Origin of the sequence: Vibrio sp. 1151_11 (genome assembly GCF_029478525.1) — a bacterium.
In the GTDB taxonomy this organism is placed as follows: Bacteria; Pseudomonadota; Gammaproteobacteria; order Enterobacterales; family Vibrionaceae; genus Vibrio; species Vibrio anguillarum.
On sequence record NZ_SHMN01000010.1, the window covers coordinates 31,240 to 49,427 of the forward strand.

Below are 18,188 nucleotides of genomic sequence, written 5' to 3' on the forward strand. Positions count from 1 at the left end.
GCCGCCGTTAAAGTTATTTGGGCATTATTCACTTATCTCAGTTTTGCTAGCACTATTTTCTGATCTAATTCGTTGTGATAGTCTTTATAATCTAAACCTACTTCAAAAATGAATTCTGTCACTAAAGTGCGAACACAATCTACCAGCTCTTTCGCATTCCATGGTTTCTCAAAATACCTATTTACACCTGCAGTGTTAATCGCATTGATCGTATCTGTGTGTGTTGCTTGCCCTGTTAACAGAATTTTCTTTGTTTTCTTAAATCTGGAATCTGCTGCGACCTCGGTTAATAATTCGACTCCTGTCTTTCCTGGCATCACATGATCTGACATCAGCAGCGCAATATGCTCACCTTGTTCGTCAAACTCATCCATTAGATCCAATACTTCATAAGCCGATTCACAATCTTCAATATTCAACCAAGAAGTGAGTGGTTGAAGATCTTGCAGTATCGCACTTAATACTTCCCTTTGATCATCGACACAAATGATATTAAGCTTCTCCATAATCGCTCTCCGTGGGTAATTTAATTCTAAATATTGTTCTTTCATTGTCACTTTTGAGTACGACATTTCCACCATACCCAGAAACAATGCGTTTCACTATTGATAACCCTAGTCCCAAACCAAACGACAACCCTCCTTTTTTGGTGGTGAAGCTTGGTTGGAATATTTTCCGTCTAGTGGCTTCGTTAATTTCAGGACCATTATTAGCAATGGTTACCAATATACGTTGTTTACTTAATTTGGTTTGTATCTCTATCATTGGCTCTGCTATGTTAGCCATCGCATCACAGGCATTTTTGATGATGTTTACCCAAATTTGTACCAGCTCTGTCTGAGATCCTTTAAATAAGGGTAATGCAGCTGGCCTAATACGGACACTGACACGTCGTAAATCACTCTGTAATAGTGCCAATGCTCGATTGATCGTATCGTTAATATCGAACTCTTCATCTTGAGTAATTTCAGTTCGGCCCAGTTGTTTTACTGATTTAACAATGCCAACAGTATGTTTAGAGGCCAAACGTAAATCATGCAAGTCACGGCCCATTTGCCAATAACGGATAGCTAAATGTGGATTTTTCAGCCAGTGCGAAGATAAGTAGTCTTCTGGAACCGCTTTTGCTAAATCTCTTGCCACATTTTTAGGCAGGGCGTATTGCTTTTCGAAAAGAGCACCTCGCCTTCTAGCTTCGTTTGACGATACTTTCTGACCATACATCAAGCCAAAATCGAAAAATAGGCTCGCTTCAGGATGAACCTCTTCGAGCAGCTCCATAAACAGTACTTCTAATCGCTCAGATTTGCTACTCACTACCCCGATGGCATTGTTCAATTCATGGGCAATGCCCGCCGCTAACTGGCCTAAGGTCGTCATTTGCTCAGCCGAATATAACCTTTCTAATGCTTTTTCTTTTGCCACTGATTCTTGAGTTGCACGTCGTTGACGGCGGGATAATTCATTCACAATAACGGGGGTAAACTGGGCGGTTAAAGGTCCATATTGATCTTCTTCTAAGACGGCCGTAGTTCGGTCGATCCAGGCAAGCTCTACCGTAGATTCAGCCACCACTGTTGAAGAAGCTATCCATTCACCAGAAAAAAAACTGTGCACGCCAATAAAAGCACCCGCACCGGCTGAAAAAACTTTTATCGGTTTATCGCCTTTTTCATTGTAATAGCCACTCAATTCTCCCGACCATACGAAATAGAGTCGATCATTATAACCTTCTTGCTCAATGACAATACTTCCCGAAGGCAGTTTCACCATCCGTTCAGGATGGCGAAAATAACGATCAATGAGTGCAACAAGTCTTTTATCCGACATAATGCTACCTAACCGATATGACCAACCGCATGAAGTAACCAAACCATAACAAAACTGAGCAGCACCCCAATCACACCGAGGACAACCCCTACTTTAGCCATTTGGTTACTTTGAACGTGCCCGGTAGCATGCGCCAACGCATTAGGTGGTGTACTGATAGGTAATGACATACCAAGTGATGCAGCAAAGGTAACCACGAGAATCAACGTAATTTCTCCACCTAATGGAGTAAGCGAAGTCATTGAAGCGCCAAGCGCGGCCATAATCGGCATTAATAAGTTCGCGGTGGCGGTATGTGACATAAAATTGGCCATAATGAGGCACAAAAATGCCGCACCAAATAAAACAACGTAAGGTGAATACTGTGCAAAAGGAATGCTGTTCACCACTAGTTGCGCTAACCCCGTTTTGTCTAATGCAAGTCCTAGCGCAATACCACCAGACACTAACCACAGCACATCCCAAGAAATTTTCTTTAGATCTTCTTTGTTGATGATGCCAGTAAGAGAAAAGACAGCCACAGGTATCAGTGCAACAGTATAAGAGTTCATACCATGGGTTGAGCCCATCAACCAAAGAAGAATGGTCAGAGCAAAGGTGACATACACAATAATGGCTTTTGGTGTTTTTAAAAATTTACCTTTAATGGTCAATTCAATTTTTTGTTGCTCTGCTTTAAACATGGCGCTAATCAATACCCACGCGAGTGCCATCATTATGATCACAAACGGCACCCCAAAGGCCATCCATTCACCAAAGGTAATTAAATTTTCACCGACCAGATATTTCAATGCGATCGCATTGGGAGGAGTACCTATTGGCGTACCTATACCGCCAATATTAGCGGCGACAGGAATACACAAAGCAAAAGCAATTCGCCCTGGATCTTTTGGGCCAAACACTGCGATGACTGGCGTTAAGATGGAAAGCATCATCGCTGTTGTTGCGGTATTGGACATAAACATCGAGAAGATGCCAGTAATTAACATCAAGCCTAACATGACATACTTAGGGTTCTGGCCAAATGGTTTGAGCAGCACTCGGGCAAGGTTGACATCCAAGCGATACTTAGTGGCGGCCATGGCTAAGAAAAAGCCACCCAAAAACAACATAATAATTGGGCTGGCAAACGTCGCCATGATATCAGTATGTTTTAGCAAGCCACCAAAATGAGCTTCTCCCTCAGCAAGCCTCATAAACCAGATACCTTTATCCGATACCATTAGGAGCTCTAGCACGATCACGACTACCGATGTGGCATAGATTGGGATCGGTTCAAATACCCAACAAAGAGCGGCGAGCAAAAAGATGGCAATCACTCGCTGCTGTATTACGGTCATCCCTTCAAAAGGGAAAGCGGTCATAGGCAACAATAAAATAAGTAATGGAACTAAAATAGGGATGATAAATTTTAAGTAAGGACGCACCATATAAACTCTTCCTGAGTACTCATAGAAACGATAATTAGAGGTGTACTTGAATCTCGAACAACGTTGCTATTATGTTACAGTTACTCAGCAAAAAGTTTGGTGTTAGATCAATGAACAACGATTACCACTAAGGCAAATACTCAGAATGAGGGGTCGCTTGCAAATCCTCTCACCACTCTTAGGTGTTAAACCAATAATCAACCACCCTCACATCATTAAAATTAATCAATCGTTTTATCTTTGCACAATCAAACATCTGCTACTTTAATAGTATAGGTATCGTCAATTTATAGATAACATGATAATATCCGCGACCAATTAGGATGTAGATCACATTGTCGGTAAATGGATGTTGTTCGCTCAAGCGACTTTTGACAAAAACAATCAAAGGTAACTCATTCATGTTTTTAAAAAATCTATCCATCAGACAGAAAATTGCAGGCTCATTTAGCCTCATCGCTTTAATCAACATCCTCTTCGCTTGGTTTTTATATAGCGAACTCCAAGAAGTCAAAAGTCAGTTGGTGAATTTTGCCGACGATACACTGCCTGCACTACAACACGTAGATTCAATGGGAGATAAACTCTCCTATTGGCGTCGTACGCAGTTTGCTTCCTTGCTCACCGATGATATAAATGAAGTGAAACAACGCCTAGTGACTAGCCGTCAATTACAACAAGAGATTGATGCTGGTTTAAAACAGTATGGAAAAAGTGTTTGGCCAGGAGAAGAGGAGCAAACATTCAAGAGTTTGATGGCTAATTGGGATAGTTACACAACGATCATGACTCAGTTTAATCAGGCTTTAGCGAACAATGACAAAAATAGTGCGCATAAACTGTTAAACCAATCTCTCGATAATTTTCGTTATATTGAAGCCGACATAAAAACGCTGATTAGCATCTTGCAAAAAGCAATGGATGGCAACAAAAGCTATATTCTTAAAGCTGTTGACACACTGAACACTTCATCAAGTATCAGTAATGTTTCCATTATCGTCGTCATGGTCATTATCACCCTCTTCTTGACTCGCATAATTTGTGGACCTTTACGATTAGTTGTTGACCAAGCAAACGCGATTGCAGAAGGTAACTTAGCAAAACAGATCGATCGTAATGCTATTGGCAATGACGAATTAGGTGAACTTGCCGATGCCTCACAAAAGATGCAGAACAATTTACGTCAACTGATCGAAGAGATCATCTCCGCTGTAACACAACTGAGTAGTGCTGTGGAAGAGATGAGTCAAATCTCCAATATCTCAGCTCAAGGTATGAAAGAGCAGCAATATCAGATCACACAAGTCGCAACAGCGATGACGCAAATGAAAGCCGCAGTGGCCGATGTAGCACGCAACACGGAAGACTCAGCATCACAAGCAAGTAGTGCCAACACTAAAGCCAAAGAGGGTGCGACAGACAATGCCGCGATGGTGAGCTCCATTCAACAAGTGGCTACAATTATTGGTCAGGCTGGCGAAACCGTTGCAAATTTAGAACAACAATCCACACAAATTAACGTGGTACTTGACGTTATTCGTAACATCGCTGAGCAAACAAACCTATTGGCACTGAACGCTGCGATTGAAGCAGCCCGCGCTGGTGAATCTGGCCGAGGCTTTGCTGTTGTTGCCGATGAAGTGCGCACCCTTGCGGGGAGAACTCAAGCTTCAACTGGCGAAATCACAACCATTATTGAAAAATTACAAACCATGGCAGGTGAAGCAAAAGAAGCAACCGAACGTTCGCGCGTCAGCATTGACTCTTGCGTCGTTCAAGGAACCCACTCGCAGCAATTGATGGTTTCAATTGAAAACTCAGTAGCTCAAATTGCGGATATGGGAACACAAATCGCCAGCGCTTGTAGTGAACAAGATTCCGTTGCCGATGAACTAAGCCGCAACATTGAAAATATCCATACGGCTTCACAAGAAGTCGCGCAGGGTTCAGAACAAACGGCGCAAGCTTGCCACGAACTCAGTCAATTATCGGTCACATTGCAAGACGCAATGGGGCGTTTCAAACTTAACTAAAATAGAGTTAGCCCCTAACGGGGCTTTCTTGTTTTTACTTACCTAGGAGATAGAATGAATTTCAAAGCCTCTTTTCTTACACTGTCAATTGCCATGGCTTTACCCTCTTTTTCAGCGACTTCTGCACCTTTAAGCCTTAACGTCAGTGAGCCTTCTATACAAGAAATTCAGCAATCCAATACTTGGCTTGAGATCGATCTTGGCCAATTCAAACAAAATATTGAGCAGTTTAAGAGCCACATCAACAGCCAAACTAAAATTTGCGCCGTGATGAAGGCTGATGCTTACGGCAACGGTATTCGCGGTTTAATGCCAACTATTCTCGCGCAAGGGATCCCTTGTATCGCAATTACCAGTAATGCAGAGGCTAGAGCCGTACGTGAGAGCGGGTTTAAAGGCCAGTTGATGCGTGTTCGCTCTGCGAGCATTGATGAAATCGCACAAAGTGTCGAGTTAGATATCGAAGAGATCATCGGTAGTAAAATACAAGCTGAGCAACTCGCTCAGCTAAGCCAGCAAAAAGGTAAAACGATAAGAGTACATTTGGCATTAAATGATGGCGGTATGGGACGCAATGGTATCGATATGTCAACCGATGCAGGAAAACAAGAATCGATTGCGATTGCTACTCAAAGTGGCATACAAATTGTTGGGATAATGACGCATTTCCCCAATTACAATCCAGACGAAATCCGCAGTAAGTTGGCCAGTTTTAATACCAATTCAGCTTGGTTGATTCAGCAAGCAAACCTAAAACGCGATGAACTGATTTTGCATGTTGCCAACTCCTACACTGCTCTCAATGTACCAGAAGCACAACTTGACATGGTACGTCCTGGTGGCGTCCTATATGGCGACTTACCAACTAACCCGGAATATCCGTCAATCGTCTCATTCAAAACACGTATTGCGTCATTGCATCATCTTCCTAAAGGAAGCACCGTTGGCTATGACAGTACATACCGCGTAACCAAAGAGAGTGTTTTGGCAAACCTGCCTGTTGGCTATTCGGATGGTTACCCAAGAAAAATGGGCAATCGCGGTAACGTATTGATTAACGGTCAACGAGCAAAGGTGGTTGGAGTAACTTCAATGAACACCACATTGGTTGACGTAACCGATGTGAAAGGCGTCCTTCCTAATCAGGAAGTCACCTTGTTTGGCGCGCAAAAGCAAGGCCGAATCACTGTCAGTGAGCTGGAAGAAAATGCAGAGCTCATATTCCCTGAACTGTATACGATTTGGGGAACGGCAAACCCTCGTTTCTACATCCACTAAGCCAAGCCCACTTATTTATCTTTTGGTCCGTGAGTGTTTTGCACTCACGGTATCCCCTTTTAATTCACCGCTCGTTGTTCCTATTAACCCCTTTATTTTTCAGGCATAATCGGCCCGTTCCTTTTATTTCATATGGATGCGCATGCGACCGATTAAATCCCCTATATTCTTGGCTGTGTTAACTCTACTCTTAGCCATGACCACCATTCAATCTGGCGCGTCACTAGCCAAGCAGTTATTTCCTATTGTTGGCCCAGGTGGAACAATTGCACTGCGCGTTGGTCTCTCTGCATTAATACTGTTAATGATTTTTCGCCCATGGCAGTTACGACTTTCTCTTTCACAATGGCGCTCAATGATCATTTACGGAGCAAGCCTAGGTGGCATGCAACTGATGTTCTATTTTGCTATTGAACGAATTCCTCTTGGTATTGGGGTTGCGTTGGAGTTTTCTGGGCCATTACTCATTGCATTCCTCTCATCTAAACGCAAAAAAGATCTGATTTGGGTTGCGCTTGCTATTCTGGGTATTGTTTTTTTATTGCCCGATCTAACGGGTGTCGATGCACTTGATCCGATTGGCGTTGCACTGGCTTTAGCGGCTGGCGGATGCTGGGCAGCCTACATATGGTTTGGTCAAAGGGCGGGGAGTGTCGGTTCTGGAGGCGCAACCGTTGCGATAGGGATGACAATTGCGGCCCTGTTTGCGTTTCCAATCGGCGTTGTATTATCAGAGGCGTCTATTTTTACGTGGTCAATACTGCCTATGGCGTTATCTGTCGCGATTCTTTCAAGCGCCGTACCTTATTGCCTAGAAATGTCGGCTTTAAAGCGTTTGTCTACACAACACTTTAGTGTGTTAATGAGCTTAGAGCCCGCCATCGCCGCATTAGCTGGATTAATTATTCTTCAAGAACAATTAAGCTTAACGCAATGGATCGCCATTACGATGATCATCACTGCCTCAATGGGTAGCACGCTATCGGCGAAGAAATAAGGTGAACCGTTCAAAATAGTTCGGCACTACTGTCCCCCTCTTCGTTTTCAATGAATACACCGCTACGCAACAAGTCTTCATAACATTGTACTTGATTGCGGCCGTGGTTTTTGGCGAAGTAGAGTGCTTTGTCTGCTCTATCTAAAATCGTTGAGAGATATTCTCTTGGCGAGATAGAGCAGATACCAATGCTAAGCGTGATATGTTGAACCTGAGGAAAACGAAACTGCTCGATGTGCTGTCTAAACCTCTCGGTTCTGTTTAGCACGACCTCATACTCACTGGCAGGGAAAATAATGACGAACTCTTCTCCTCCAAACCGAAACAGTTGTTCTTGATTAAGAAAAAAATTCTGCATTTGCTGAGCCACCAAGAGCAAAACTTCATCGCCAATCAGATGGCCAAAATTATCATTGATCCGTTTAAAATGGTCGAGATCAATGATGGCAACCCAAGGCATCACTGAGCCTACTGTCGTCGTTTCAGGAAGCACATCAAAGCTAAGGCGCAACCTATCCTCTAACGTCCTTCGATTCAACAACCCTGTCAGCTTGTCACGCTCATTTTCATGCAATAATAAAACGTAATTTTGGTAAATTTTAACAAAGCCTTCAATAAGCATTCGATATTGTTTGGGCGGAACTTTTAGAATCAGAGACAACCTAGCAGAAAAACTATCGTTGATCGCAATAGGGTAAATGCAATGGTATCCGTTTGTACCTAAATCTTCTATTTTGGGCTCGATATCAGAATGGTTATGTTCATAACTTGGAACCGTCTCGCCCTCATATTCCCAGTTAATTTCAAATTTTCCAGGTATACGGCTACAGATAGTAGCTTTTGCAATGACATAGGAATGAGGTCCAATGTAATGTTCTAAGCAGGCCGATTTCAGAGGCAACATCTCGACTAGAGCGCTGATGACACAATAACCCAATGACACCGCATTTTTCTGCCCCGTAATTTCAACAACAGATTGGAGAATTTTATCGTCCATGCGCCCTCCCGAACATCTCTTATGATCAGTATAGGAAAGAATGGGTAGCGCGATGTTACAAAGTTTGTATCAATTAAATAATTTTCGAGTACTGTAGAACGAATAAAAAGCAGCCTAGGCTGCTTTTTATTCGTTTATTCGTTACTTTCTATTACCCAATTTGACTTTGCCATTTGAACCAAACCATAACGCTTGAGCGCGGCGACGCCCCAATAAGATTGGTCCATCATCGTAAAATAAGAAATTTTTCCAGTATTTTTTAAATACCGACCATTGGGTTTCGATAATATTGTACTTTTCATAACAAAAATAAACGGTCACGTCATTTTGCCAATCAATATGGGCCAAAATATCAACGGGTAATGATTCATCGTCACTTTCCCATTCTTTCATCCAACTGATTTCATTGATCCAACTGCCTGCTTTGCGAGGCCAATCTTGAGAACTTAACCTCTCTGAATCTGGGCTTTGAGCACTGATATTTTCCAGCCAAAACTGAGCCGCTCGGGCTTGAGACATGGGTTTAATATGCACCAGATCTTGCTCAGGAACTGGCATTGATTGGTGAGTGAAAATCCATTTTCTTTGGTATTGATCCAAAGGCAAATACGACATTGAATTTCCTTAATGTTTTAGCTGGCTTGCGAATATAGCCGCTTTACTTTTAAAACGATAACCCATTAGCTTGGACGCCAATCAGCATTAACCAATGCTGTTAGGTTGTGATCTTCCCATTGGCCATCAATGAGCAAATAATTTTTAGCGTGACCTTCGGCCTGAAAGCCCATTTTCATCAACACCGCTTCACTGCGTTTGTTGATTGGCATATAACCAGCCATGATACGGTGTAGGTTTTGTACCTTAAACATGTAGTGGCACGCCATTTTTAATGCACGGCCCATGATGCCTTTACCTTGTGCATTCTTCGCTAACGAATAGCCGAGATTACAAGCATAAAATGGAAAGCGTGAGAGGTTACTAAACGAAATGGTGCCAAGCATGTCACCACTGTTAATATCGATGATGAGCAAATAATAGCCTAATTGCATTTTATGCAGCTCACCAAGTTTAATCAGCCGCTGTGCCCACCCGTGAGCCTCAAAAAACGCCGCTTCTCGCTTAGGTTCCCAAGGCCGTAAATGTTCACGATTACTCGTAAAATAGGCGGCGATCATCTCCGCATCTTCAAGTTTTGCGGTTCGCACTAAAATATCATTGTCCACTTCATACACTTGGGACAAGGTGCTGCATGACTGCATCAATTTTTCCTAATTCCGTAGTCGCGTAGCTTATTGGCGATAGAGGTGTGTGATACGTTTAAACGCTTAGCCAACTTACGGCTTGAAGGGAAAGACTGATATAAACGTTCCAAAATTTGAGATTCATACTCTTTCATAATGTCATCTAATGAGCCATCAAGATTGACATGGGTATTGCCAGTATGAACGGTTTCAAGCTGTGGCAGATGGAAGAGATCCACTGTTAACTGATTATCAGACATCTCCGTTAGCGCCCTGAGCACCATGTTGTCCAACTGTCGTACGTTGCCTGGCCATTGGTAATGAGAGAGCTGATCCGCCAAATCTTCCGCTAGTAGTGGTTTGGCCATACCCATTTTCTTAATGTGTTTCGCCACGAATAGTTCAAGCAATGGCTGAATGTCGTTAGGCCGCTCACGCAAAGTAGGAATACGGAGAGTTAACACATTCAGACGATAAAAAAGATCTTCACGAAATGCGCCTGATTCGGCTAAATCTGCCAGTTTGTGACGCGTCGAGGCAATCACACGAACATTAACATGAACTTCATGCTCCTCACCAACGCGGCGGAATGTACCATCTTGCAAGAAGCGCAGTAGTTTAATTTGTAAATGAGGGCTCATCTCCCCGATTTCATCGAGAAAAACAGTGCCGCCATTCGCCTGTTCAAAAATACCTTTATGGCCTTGTTGATGATTAAATGACCCTGGCGCATGACCAAACAACTCCGTTTCCGCGACATCATCCGGCATTGAAGCACAACTCAGAACTAAGAAAGGAAAAGAGGCACGGTGAGAGCGATTATGGCAAGCCTTGGCCAACATCTCTTTACCCGTTCCGGTTTCGCCTTCTATAAGCAAAGGTTGATCAAGCATTGACAGCTTCTTAGCTTGGCTAATGAGCGCTTTATGGCGGTTAGACACTCCGACAAAATGTTCAAAACCAAGGTTATTGTGTAAAGGCAAAGCATCATCGACGACGCCGCTAGGGCTTTTAGAACGAATCATCATCATGGTACTCGCCAAGGTGGATTCTTTCGACTCACCCGTAATATAAACAGGCATCATCTCCATCAGATAATCGAGACCATCGTGCACGATCTCCTCACGTTGTCGTGCTTTGTTGCCTTCAAGCCAGCGTGATAGGTTAAAGAAAGGTAATAATGCCGAAATGGGCTGCCCTATCACCTCTTTCTCTGTTTTGTTAAACAGCGATAACGCTGAATAGTTTGCCATATCAACAAACCCTTTCAGATCAATCGCCAGCACCGCATCAGGCACGTTGTTGAGTAATGAAATTAACTCGGTGTTATGCCGCTCCATAGGCATGAATTGAATTTTCCGAACATCTTTTACGCCAGAAATTCGGCGAATTTCAGCCATCAATTCACTGAATGTTTCAAAATCAATGTCAGGGCAGTTGAGGTAAATAATGCCGATGACATCGATTTCAATCCCACGCAAATCAATGTTTCTCGATGCAAGAATATCGAGCAGTTCTCGGGTTAGGCCGAGTCTATCTTCACAAGAGACTTCAAGACGCACTTAAAAATCCTAATAAAAAGTGTCAGGAAAAGTTGACAGTAGTTTCTATCAAGCCTTGTATGGCGTCAAGTTATCTCATGTTTTGAGGTTCACATTCGGGTATATTATTTGATAAATGTTGCTTATTTCACCGTAAGCGCGGCGATTCTTGCGACGATCTGTTTGCGAATCGCCCCTAATTTTACTTTTCTGTCTGGCTGCCATGTCATCGGCCTGAGCAGTGCCATGGCTTTCAAACCAAGACGAGCGGTCAATATTCCCACTCCTAAACCTTGCCCTGCCCGCGCGGATACTTTTCCGGCTAAATCCATAGAAAGGAGATCCATGCTGGCGTCGATGGCGAGTTCGCTGGCACCTGCCGCTGCCATATTAACCAATACTGACTTAAATAAAGAGAGACGAGACCAGTAACCCAATGGCACTCCATACAGTTTTGCCAGTTGATCAATCATAGTGAAATTACGCCATGCCACTAACAACATATCTGCGATGGCTAAAGGGCTAATTGCCACTAGTGCTGCCGCTTCTGTTGAATATTGTGAGACGATTTTGGTTGCTTGTTTATCTTGTTCACTCACCACCATAGCATCGTACATATCGAGTATTTCAGCATCGCTGTGTGAAGCATTGACGCTGTTTAACCATCGATCATAGGCTGGGCTTTCGGTTTTTATGCCACTTTGTTTAGCTAGAGCTTGGCAGAACGCGAGCCCATGACCAACGCTGTCGGTTTGCATAAGCTGTTCGCTTTGCTCTTGAATACTAAAATGATGGCGAAGTGCTCGTAACTTCCACAACTCTTTGATTAAGGTACTTAAGCCTAACGATGCCAAACCAACAATAAATCCTGCCCAGCCTAATGCTAACCAGTCCGCTGATTGAATCGCCGTGATAACTGAATCGATAGCTTGCCAACCGATTAAACCTGCAAAGCTTATAACTAATGCCGCAGCTCGCCATTTCCGACCTTGTGGTGGGCGAATGATTTGCTCCAACTCTTTTTCCGCAGCACTCTCTTCATTGCTGATCGGCATTGGAATGAAGGCTTCATTATTTTGAAACTGCTGTTGAGCCGTAAGCTCTGGCGTACTCTTCTGTTGTGGTTCTAATTTTTGATTAAAGATTTGCTTGGTTTTTAAATCACTCATTTCAGCTTATCTCCAATTAAATATTCCAACGCTTTATCTAAACGGATATGAGGGCAAGGTTCATCACAGCTAAATGCTCTTGGTTTAAAACTGGTGAATTCAAACCCTTGATGGTGCCAATACTCTTTGTTAGGTAACTTTTTCGGCACATCGCCGGGAAAAATGGTCAAGGTTTCGCCATCGAGCGTCACGCCTTGTAAGGCTGGAATGGTGCGCTCACCGCTATCAATAAAACCCGCTTGTGTGGCCTGTATCGATGCCATACTGATGCAACTCATCTCAATATTCTCATAGGCGGCGCTTTGCCAAGCAGGATGAACCATCTGATGCAGTAACGACACCAGATGCGGGTGTTGTTCAGGGGTGACATGATCCGCTTTGGTTGCGGCAAACAGCACTTTGTCTATCTTGGGTGCAAACAGACGCTTGAGTAAACCATTACGACCATAACGAAAGCTATGCATAATCTGTTCAAGCGCACGACGCATATCCAAAAAGGAGTCGTAGCCGTCATTGAGTGGAGATAAGCAATCGACTAACACAATCTGCCGATCAAACGTGGCAAAATAATTTTTGTAAAAAGCTTTCACAACCTTGTTTTGGTATTCTTCATAGCGTGCTTTTAACATGCTGTAATTACTATTGGGAGCCGGCTTGTCTTCACCGTACGGATTACGGCATGGGAAAAATTGCAGAACAGGCGCACCTTCTAGCTCTCCCGGCAACACAAAACGCCCCGGTTGCACCCAATGCAAACCGGCATTTTTACACGCGTGCAAATACTCCGTAAACAGCATCGACAGTGAAGCAAGCTTTTGCTCATCGGTATCATGCGTTACATCAAGTTTAGCTAACCCCTCAAGCCACGGCTCGGCTAATGAGGAACGTAGCTCACTTAGCGCTGAAAACTGCTGTTCTGACCACTGTTCATAGGTCATTTCGAGCAGAGGCAGATCCAACAGCCATTCCCCCGGATAGTCGATAATATCGAGATAAAGTGTGGCCGTGTGACCAAATAATTTTTTACTGCGCTTTTTAGGTTTGTATTTGATCGCTAGGCGAATTTCGCTGACGTCACGAGTGGGCACAGGCCAATGTGGCGGTTCGCTGTGTAACTGTGACATCGCTTCATCGTAAGCAAAGCGTGGAACCATTAAGTTAGTTTGAGGGACACGTTTTGCACCCACAATGCGTCGGTCACGCGTTGCGGAAAATAGCGGTAAATTATCATGGGTAGAGGTGTGCAGTAATTGGTTCACTAAGGAGGTAATAAAAGCCGTTTTCCCCGCTCGCGATAACCCCGTGACAGCAATTCGAACGTGCGAATCTAATCCACGGTTAATTAAATCAGTCATTTCTCGACGAATGTGCTTCATTCACTCACTCCACTTCATTTGATGACGCTATTTTATGTGTATTCATCTTAATCAGAGATGAACAAAAAGCCCCTGACGAGAATCAGAGGCTTAGGCTTTTTTGGCCAAAAAATTCGCTGTTCTGTGTTGAGCCGCTCACATCGGTTCAATCATCTTCTATTAATTTATAAATCACAAACAATGCAGCCTCAAGCATCACCCATAACACGCAGGTGATTGTGACGTACTTATCATCGAAGATGCTGATGCCATGTAGAATAAGGTCATAGCCGAGGAAAACCCCAACCACAATAGCGATAATAATTTGTAATATTTTAATAAAACGAGGCATCTACCCTCCTAGTTTTGCAAATGAGCATTTCAATTATCTACTGATTTATAGACGATAACTGCAGCCTAAGCTGCAGTTATCGTGAGAACGCGATGAGATCAGATTAAGCTTTCTTTTGAGCTTCGGCAATCTTCACTTTCCATGTGTCTGGGCCTATTTGGTGAGCATTCGCGCCACGCGAGTCCACCGCAACCGTGACTGGCATGTCTTCAACTTCGAATTCATAAATGGCTTCCATACCTAAATCTTCGAATGCCACCACGCGTGCTTTCTTAATCGCTTTCGCCACTAAGTAAGCCGCGCCACCCACCGCCATCAAGTAGACCGCTTTGTGGTTTTTGATTGACTCCACCGTCGCAGGTCCACGCTCTGCTTTGCCTATCATCCCCATAATGCCCGTTTCATCAAGCATCATGTCGGTAAATTTGTCCATACGTGTCGATGTGGTCGGGCCTGCTGGACCAACAACTTCATCACCCACCGCATCAACGGGGCCAACGTAGTAGATAAATTTACCTTTAAGATCGACACCTTTAGGCAGCCCTTCGCCATTTTGCAACATTGCTTGGAGTCGTTTATGTGCGGCATCGCGGCCCGTTAAAATCTTACCGGAAAGAAGCAGTGTTTCACCGGTTTTCCACTCTTGAACCTCTTCTTTAGTAACCGCATCAAGGTTGACGCGGCGCGCGCTTGCTCCTGCGTCCCACACAATTTGTGGCCAATCTTCTAGCTTTGGTGGTGTAAGTTCAGCAGGGCCCGTGCCGTCTAGCGTGAAGTGAACATGGCGGGTCGCCGCGCAGTTAGGGATCATACAAACAGGTTTAGACGCGGCGTGGGTCGGCGCTGTTTTGATTTTTACATCCACAACGGTGGTTAAGCCACCAAGCCCTTGCGCACCAATGCCTAAACGGTTCACGCGGTTAAAAATATCTAAACGCAGTTCTTCTTCCGCATTTTGTGGACCACGATCAATCAGTTCTTGAATATCGATATGCTCCATCAGTGATTCTTTAGCAAGCACAGCCGCCTTTTCCGCGGTGCCGCCAATACCAATGCCGAGCATACCCGGAGGGCACCAACCCGCCCCCATCAAGGGTACGGTTTTTTCTACCCATTCAGCAATGTCATCGGAAGGATTGAGCATTACCATCTTGGTTTTGTTCTCACTGCCGCCGCCTTTGGCTGCGATTTGAATGTCGACTTTATTTCCTGGCACCATATTGATATGAACGACAGCAGGCGTATTGTCTTTAGTATTAATACGCTTACCAGCAGGATCCATTAATATAGAAGCGCGCAATGGGTTATCTGGATTGGTGTACGCTTGACGAACTCCTTCATCAATCATTTCTTGCACCGTGAGATCAGACTCCCATTGCACATTCATACCAATGTTGACAAAACAGGTTACGATGCCGGTATCTTGGCAAATGGGTCGATGCCCTTCTGCTGACATGCGCGAGTTAATGAGAATTTGTGCGATCGCATCTTTCGCAGCTTGGCTCTCTTCTCGATGATAAGCCTTTTCTAGCGCTTGAATGAAATCCAGAGGGTGGTAGTAAGAGATATATTGAAGAGCGTCAGCGACACTGCTGATCACATCCTGCTTGCGAATTACCGTCATTGCGTGCCTCGTTATTGTTATGCTTCCCTTGACTGTTGCGTGTTCCTCATTCAATAAGCGGTAAGCTTCTCAGCAAAAAATCAACTTATTGATGTGATTCAATCAAGTAGCAGCTTTTAATTTGCATTTTATGATACTCTTGCTTTACTCAACACGCCATGCAGTGATCGGTCTCTTTGTCACAAATTACGCAAATGAACAACAACGAATTCAATCATATCCAAGTTAACGCACTGACTTATCATGTCGATCTCGCTCACCAATTGTTTTCTAAAATCGAAGACTGCCCGTGGGCTATGCTGTTGCGCTCCGCCTCTAAGACGCATATCGATAGCCGTTTTGATATTTTAGTCGCTGAACCACTGGTCACCTTAGTGACACAAGGGGATAAAACGGCGGTATGCGAACCGCAGTCTCATTATGATTCTCAAGTAGACCCATTCCAACTGCTCAAACAGTTGCAGCAGCAGTATTTGCCCGATGTTCAAAGCGATATAGACCTTCCTTTCGTGGGCGGTGCACTCGGTTATTTTGCCTATGACTTAGGGCGGCAGATAGAACGAATTCCAACGCTTGCTGAGCACGATCTATCCACACCTGATATGGCGATTGGTCTCTATCAATGGGCTGTGGTCGTTGATCATTTGCACCAAGCCGCCTACGTGGTGGGCAATCATATTGATGAAGCATGGCAATGGCTCAACACTCAGAACTCCAAAAACAACGGCCATTTTGCATTACGCTCTGATTGGCAATCCAACATGAGTAAAGAGAGCTACCAACGGAAATTTGAGCAAATCCAGCACTATTTGCTCAGTGGTGATTGTTATCAAATCAACCTTGCACAGCGTTTTCAAGCGCATTATGAAGGCAGTGAATGGCAAGCTTATCAAAAACTGGAAGCGTTTAATTGCGCACCATTTTCGGCTTTTATTCGCTTAGAGGAGTCAGCGATTTTGAGTGTCTCCCCCGAGCGTTTTATGCAGGTCAAATACAACATCATCGAAACTAAGCCGATAAAAGGCACCCGACCAAGAAGCGATAACCCCAGCATTGACGCCGCTAACGCGGCAGACCTTGCTTGCGCAGAAAAAGATCAAGCAGAAAACTTGATGATCGTTGACCTATTACGAAACGATGTTGGCCGTGTGGCAAAACCGGGGTCTGTACATGTGCCTAAGCTGTTCGATATTGAAAGTTTTCCTGCCGTGCATCACCTTGTGAGTACCATTCGCGCAGAACTTGATTCCGCCTATTGCGCGGCCGATCTATTAAGAGCCAGCTTCCCCGGAGGCTCAATTACTGGCGCACCAAAAGTACGTGCAATGGAAATTATTGAGGAGTTAGAGCCTCACCGCCGTAGCGCTTACTGTGGCAGCATAGGCTATATTAGCCGCCACGGGACAATGGACAGCAGTATTGCTATCCGAACTTTGGTGGCAGAAAAGCAACAACTGCACGTTTGGGCTGGTGGCGGTATTGTTGCCGATAGTCAGTGTGAGCTTGAATATCAGGAGACACTGGATAAACTGAGCCGCATTTTACCTGTGCTTGAACATTCTCGTTAACCTTTCCAAGGTTTATTGAACTAGGCTAAAAAGAGATAGATGCAAAATTCGACTAGGTAACGAAAATGAAGAGAAACAGCGTACAGACTGCGACCCCCTTGACAAAAGATCGGCTTATCCAGCGCTTTCAGTTGCAACAACCTGAGCCTTATCATGAAGAATCTATCCGTCGTGTGGCACACCTTGCTCCTCAAACCTTGCGTAAGGCTTCGGTGTTAATTGGTTTTGTTGAGAGGCCAAATGGCCTAAACGTAGTATTAACCAAAAGAGCTGCGAACCTTAAACATCATCCGGGACAAATCAGTTTTCCTGGCGGGAAATATGAGGAAGTCGATGGCTCGCTGCAGATCACTGCGCTTCGTGAAGTAAGAGAAGAAATTGGAATTCTAGCAAACGACATTACTATTTTTGGGCAACTGCCTGAATTGGTTACCGTCAGTAAATTTGTAGTGACGCCCTTTCTTGCTTTTATCAACCCCAATTACAAGGCCATTATTGATACCAATGAAGTGGACGAAATATTTGAAGTTCCCGCCCACCACCTGTTTGATCGAAACAAACTCTATAGCGAATTATTTCAAGTAAAAAATCAACGACATCGCGTTTTCGCCATCCCTTATCAACATCATTTTATTTGGGGGATGACAGCGCAGATCATTCATGTTTTGCAAAAACAAGTTATTCAACCTCATTAATATTCAAACTATTCAACCATAAGTTTAAATAACACGGATGATTATTTTTCCTTATCCCGCCCAAAAGCAAACGTTTGG

General features: G+C 44.0%; 16 protein-coding genes. 5 read left to right on the forward strand and 11 right to left on the reverse strand.

The features are described from left to right. Positions 1-32: 32 nt before the first annotated feature. From EXZ60_RS09250 to EXZ60_RS09260, 3 genes are read right to left on the reverse strand one after another with little or no spacing between them, the layout of a single operon-like run. Positions 33-506: a response regulator gene (locus EXZ60_RS09250; RefSeq protein WP_010317964.1), complete on the reverse strand. Its 474-nt coding sequence runs from the start codon at positions 504-506 to the stop codon at positions 33-35. Further along, positions 493-1,830, reverse strand: coding sequence for an ATP-binding protein (locus EXZ60_RS09255; protein WP_017044755.1), 1,338 nt, complete (start codon positions 1,828-1,830; stop codon positions 493-495). The genes EXZ60_RS09250 and EXZ60_RS09255 overlap by 14 nt, the downstream gene beginning before the upstream one ends. Before the next feature lie 8 nt (positions 1,831-1,838). Then, positions 1,839-3,257: an SLC13 family permease gene (locus tag EXZ60_RS09260; RefSeq protein WP_026028719.1), complete on the reverse strand. Its 1,419-nt coding sequence runs from the start codon at positions 3,255-3,257 to the stop codon at positions 1,839-1,841. Positions 3,258-3,661: 404 nt separating this feature from the next. Here EXZ60_RS09260 and EXZ60_RS09265 point away from each other — a divergent pair, with 404 nt between their 5' ends. From EXZ60_RS09265 to EXZ60_RS09275, 3 genes are all read left to right on the forward strand, one after another. Then, positions 3,662-5,293 carry a methyl-accepting chemotaxis protein gene (locus EXZ60_RS09265; RefSeq protein ID WP_277435603.1) on the forward strand — a complete coding sequence of 544 codons (1,632 nt, stop codon included), beginning with the start codon at positions 3,662-3,664 and terminating at the stop codon, positions 5,291-5,293. 54 nt (positions 5,294-5,347) lie between these two features. Beyond that, on the forward strand, positions 5,348-6,571 hold the full coding sequence (gene alr, locus EXZ60_RS09270) for an alanine racemase (RefSeq protein WP_277435604.1): 1,224 nt from the start codon (positions 5,348-5,350) through the stop codon (positions 6,569-6,571). A gap of 142 nt (positions 6,572-6,713) precedes the next feature. Beyond that, positions 6,714-7,568, forward strand: coding sequence for a DMT family transporter (locus tag EXZ60_RS09275; RefSeq protein ID WP_026028721.1), 855 nt, complete (start codon positions 6,714-6,716; stop codon positions 7,566-7,568). Between the two features lie 10 nt (positions 7,569-7,578). Here the strand turns inward: EXZ60_RS09275 and EXZ60_RS09280 are convergent, their stop codons facing one another. The 8 genes from EXZ60_RS09280 to EXZ60_RS09315 all read right to left on the reverse strand — a co-directional run bounded on the left by EXZ60_RS09280 (position 7,579) and on the right by EXZ60_RS09315 (position 15,847). Next, positions 7,579-8,565: a GGDEF domain-containing protein gene (locus EXZ60_RS09280; RefSeq protein WP_094131948.1), complete on the reverse strand. Its 987-nt coding sequence runs from the start codon at positions 8,563-8,565 to the stop codon at positions 7,579-7,581. 141 nt (positions 8,566-8,706) lie between these two features. Beyond that, positions 8,707-9,180, reverse strand: a complete 474-nt coding sequence (locus EXZ60_RS09285; RefSeq protein ID WP_010320690.1) for a DUF2947 domain-containing protein — start codon at positions 9,178-9,180, stop codon at positions 8,707-8,709. Between the two features lie 65 nt (positions 9,181-9,245). Continuing rightward, the gene (gene rimJ / locus EXZ60_RS09290; protein WP_017043610.1) at positions 9,246-9,827 is read right to left on the reverse strand and encodes a ribosomal protein S5-alanine N-acetyltransferase; all 582 of its coding nucleotides are present in this window, start codon (positions 9,825-9,827) and stop codon (positions 9,246-9,248) included. After that, the gene (gene tyrR, locus EXZ60_RS09295; RefSeq protein WP_017043611.1) at positions 9,824-11,368 is read right to left on the reverse strand and encodes a transcriptional regulator TyrR; all 1,545 of its coding nucleotides are present in this window, start codon (positions 11,366-11,368) and stop codon (positions 9,824-9,826) included. The genes rimJ and tyrR overlap by 4 nt, the downstream gene beginning before the upstream one ends. Before the next feature lie 122 nt (positions 11,369-11,490). Then, positions 11,491-12,516: a TIGR01620 family protein gene (locus tag EXZ60_RS09300; RefSeq protein WP_277435605.1), complete on the reverse strand. Its 1,026-nt coding sequence runs from the start codon at positions 12,514-12,516 to the stop codon at positions 11,491-11,493. Further along, the gene (locus tag EXZ60_RS09305; protein WP_277435606.1) at positions 12,513-13,892 is read right to left on the reverse strand and encodes a YcjX family protein; all 1,380 of its coding nucleotides are present in this window, start codon (positions 13,890-13,892) and stop codon (positions 12,513-12,515) included. The genes EXZ60_RS09300 and EXZ60_RS09305 overlap by 4 nt, the downstream gene beginning before the upstream one ends. A gap of 145 nt (positions 13,893-14,037) precedes the next feature. Beyond that, positions 14,038-14,223: a hypothetical protein gene (locus EXZ60_RS09310; RefSeq protein WP_010320694.1), complete on the reverse strand. Its 186-nt coding sequence runs from the start codon at positions 14,221-14,223 to the stop codon at positions 14,038-14,040. A 103-nt stretch (positions 14,224-14,326) separates the two neighbouring features. Then, positions 14,327-15,847, reverse strand: a complete 1,521-nt coding sequence (locus EXZ60_RS09315) for a fumarate hydratase (protein WP_010320695.1) — start codon at positions 15,845-15,847, stop codon at positions 14,327-14,329. 176 nt (positions 15,848-16,023) lie between these two features. On the opposite strand from EXZ60_RS09315, the gene pabB reads away from it, so the two are divergent. After that, positions 16,024-17,415, forward strand: coding sequence for an aminodeoxychorismate synthase component I (pabB, locus tag EXZ60_RS09320; protein WP_277435607.1), 1,392 nt, complete (start codon positions 16,024-16,026; stop codon positions 17,413-17,415). 65 nt (positions 17,416-17,480) lie between these two features. Beyond that, the gene (locus EXZ60_RS09325; RefSeq protein WP_064625280.1) at positions 17,481-18,110 is read left to right on the forward strand and encodes a CoA pyrophosphatase; all 630 of its coding nucleotides are present in this window, start codon (positions 17,481-17,483) and stop codon (positions 18,108-18,110) included. Positions 18,111-18,188 lie beyond the last annotated feature (78 nt).

Excerpts from the sequence above, each read along its gene's own strand:
- EXZ60_RS09250 (WP_010317964.1), bottom strand. The coding sequence starts at position 506 with ATGGAGAAGCTTAATATCATTTGTGTCGATGATCAAAGGGAAGTATTA.
- EXZ60_RS09280 (WP_094131948.1), bottom strand. The coding sequence starts at position 8,565 with ATGGACGATAAAATTCTCCAATCTGTTGTTGAAATTACGGGGCAGAAA.
- EXZ60_RS09325 (WP_064625280.1), top strand. The coding sequence starts at position 17,481 with ATGAAGAGAAACAGCGTACAGACTGCGACCCCCTTGACAAAAGATCGG.
- EXZ60_RS09275 (WP_026028721.1), top strand. The coding sequence starts at position 6,714 with ATGCGACCGATTAAATCCCCTATATTCTTGGCTGTGTTAACTCTACTC.
- alr (WP_277435604.1), top strand. The coding sequence starts at position 5,348 with ATGAATTTCAAAGCCTCTTTTCTTACACTGTCAATTGCCATGGCTTTA.
- EXZ60_RS09315 (WP_010320695.1), bottom strand. The coding sequence starts at position 15,847 with ATGACGGTAATTCGCAAGCAGGATGTGATCAGCAGTGTCGCTGACGCT.
- EXZ60_RS09285 (WP_010320690.1), bottom strand. The coding sequence starts at position 9,180 with ATGTCGTATTTGCCTTTGGATCAATACCAAAGAAAATGGATTTTCACT.
- EXZ60_RS09305 (WP_277435606.1), bottom strand. The coding sequence starts at position 13,892 with ATGAAGCACATTCGTCGAGAAATGACTGATTTAATTAACCGTGGATTA.
- EXZ60_RS09310 (WP_010320694.1), bottom strand. The coding sequence starts at position 14,223 with ATGCCTCGTTTTATTAAAATATTACAAATTATTATCGCTATTGTGGTT.
- EXZ60_RS09255 (WP_017044755.1), bottom strand. The coding sequence starts at position 1,830 with ATGTCGGATAAAAGACTTGTTGCACTCATTGATCGTTATTTTCGCCAT.
- EXZ60_RS09300 (WP_277435605.1), bottom strand. The coding sequence starts at position 12,516 with ATGAGTGATTTAAAAACCAAGCAAATCTTTAATCAAAAATTAGAACCA.
- EXZ60_RS09265 (WP_277435603.1), top strand. The coding sequence starts at position 3,662 with ATGTTTTTAAAAAATCTATCCATCAGACAGAAAATTGCAGGCTCATTT.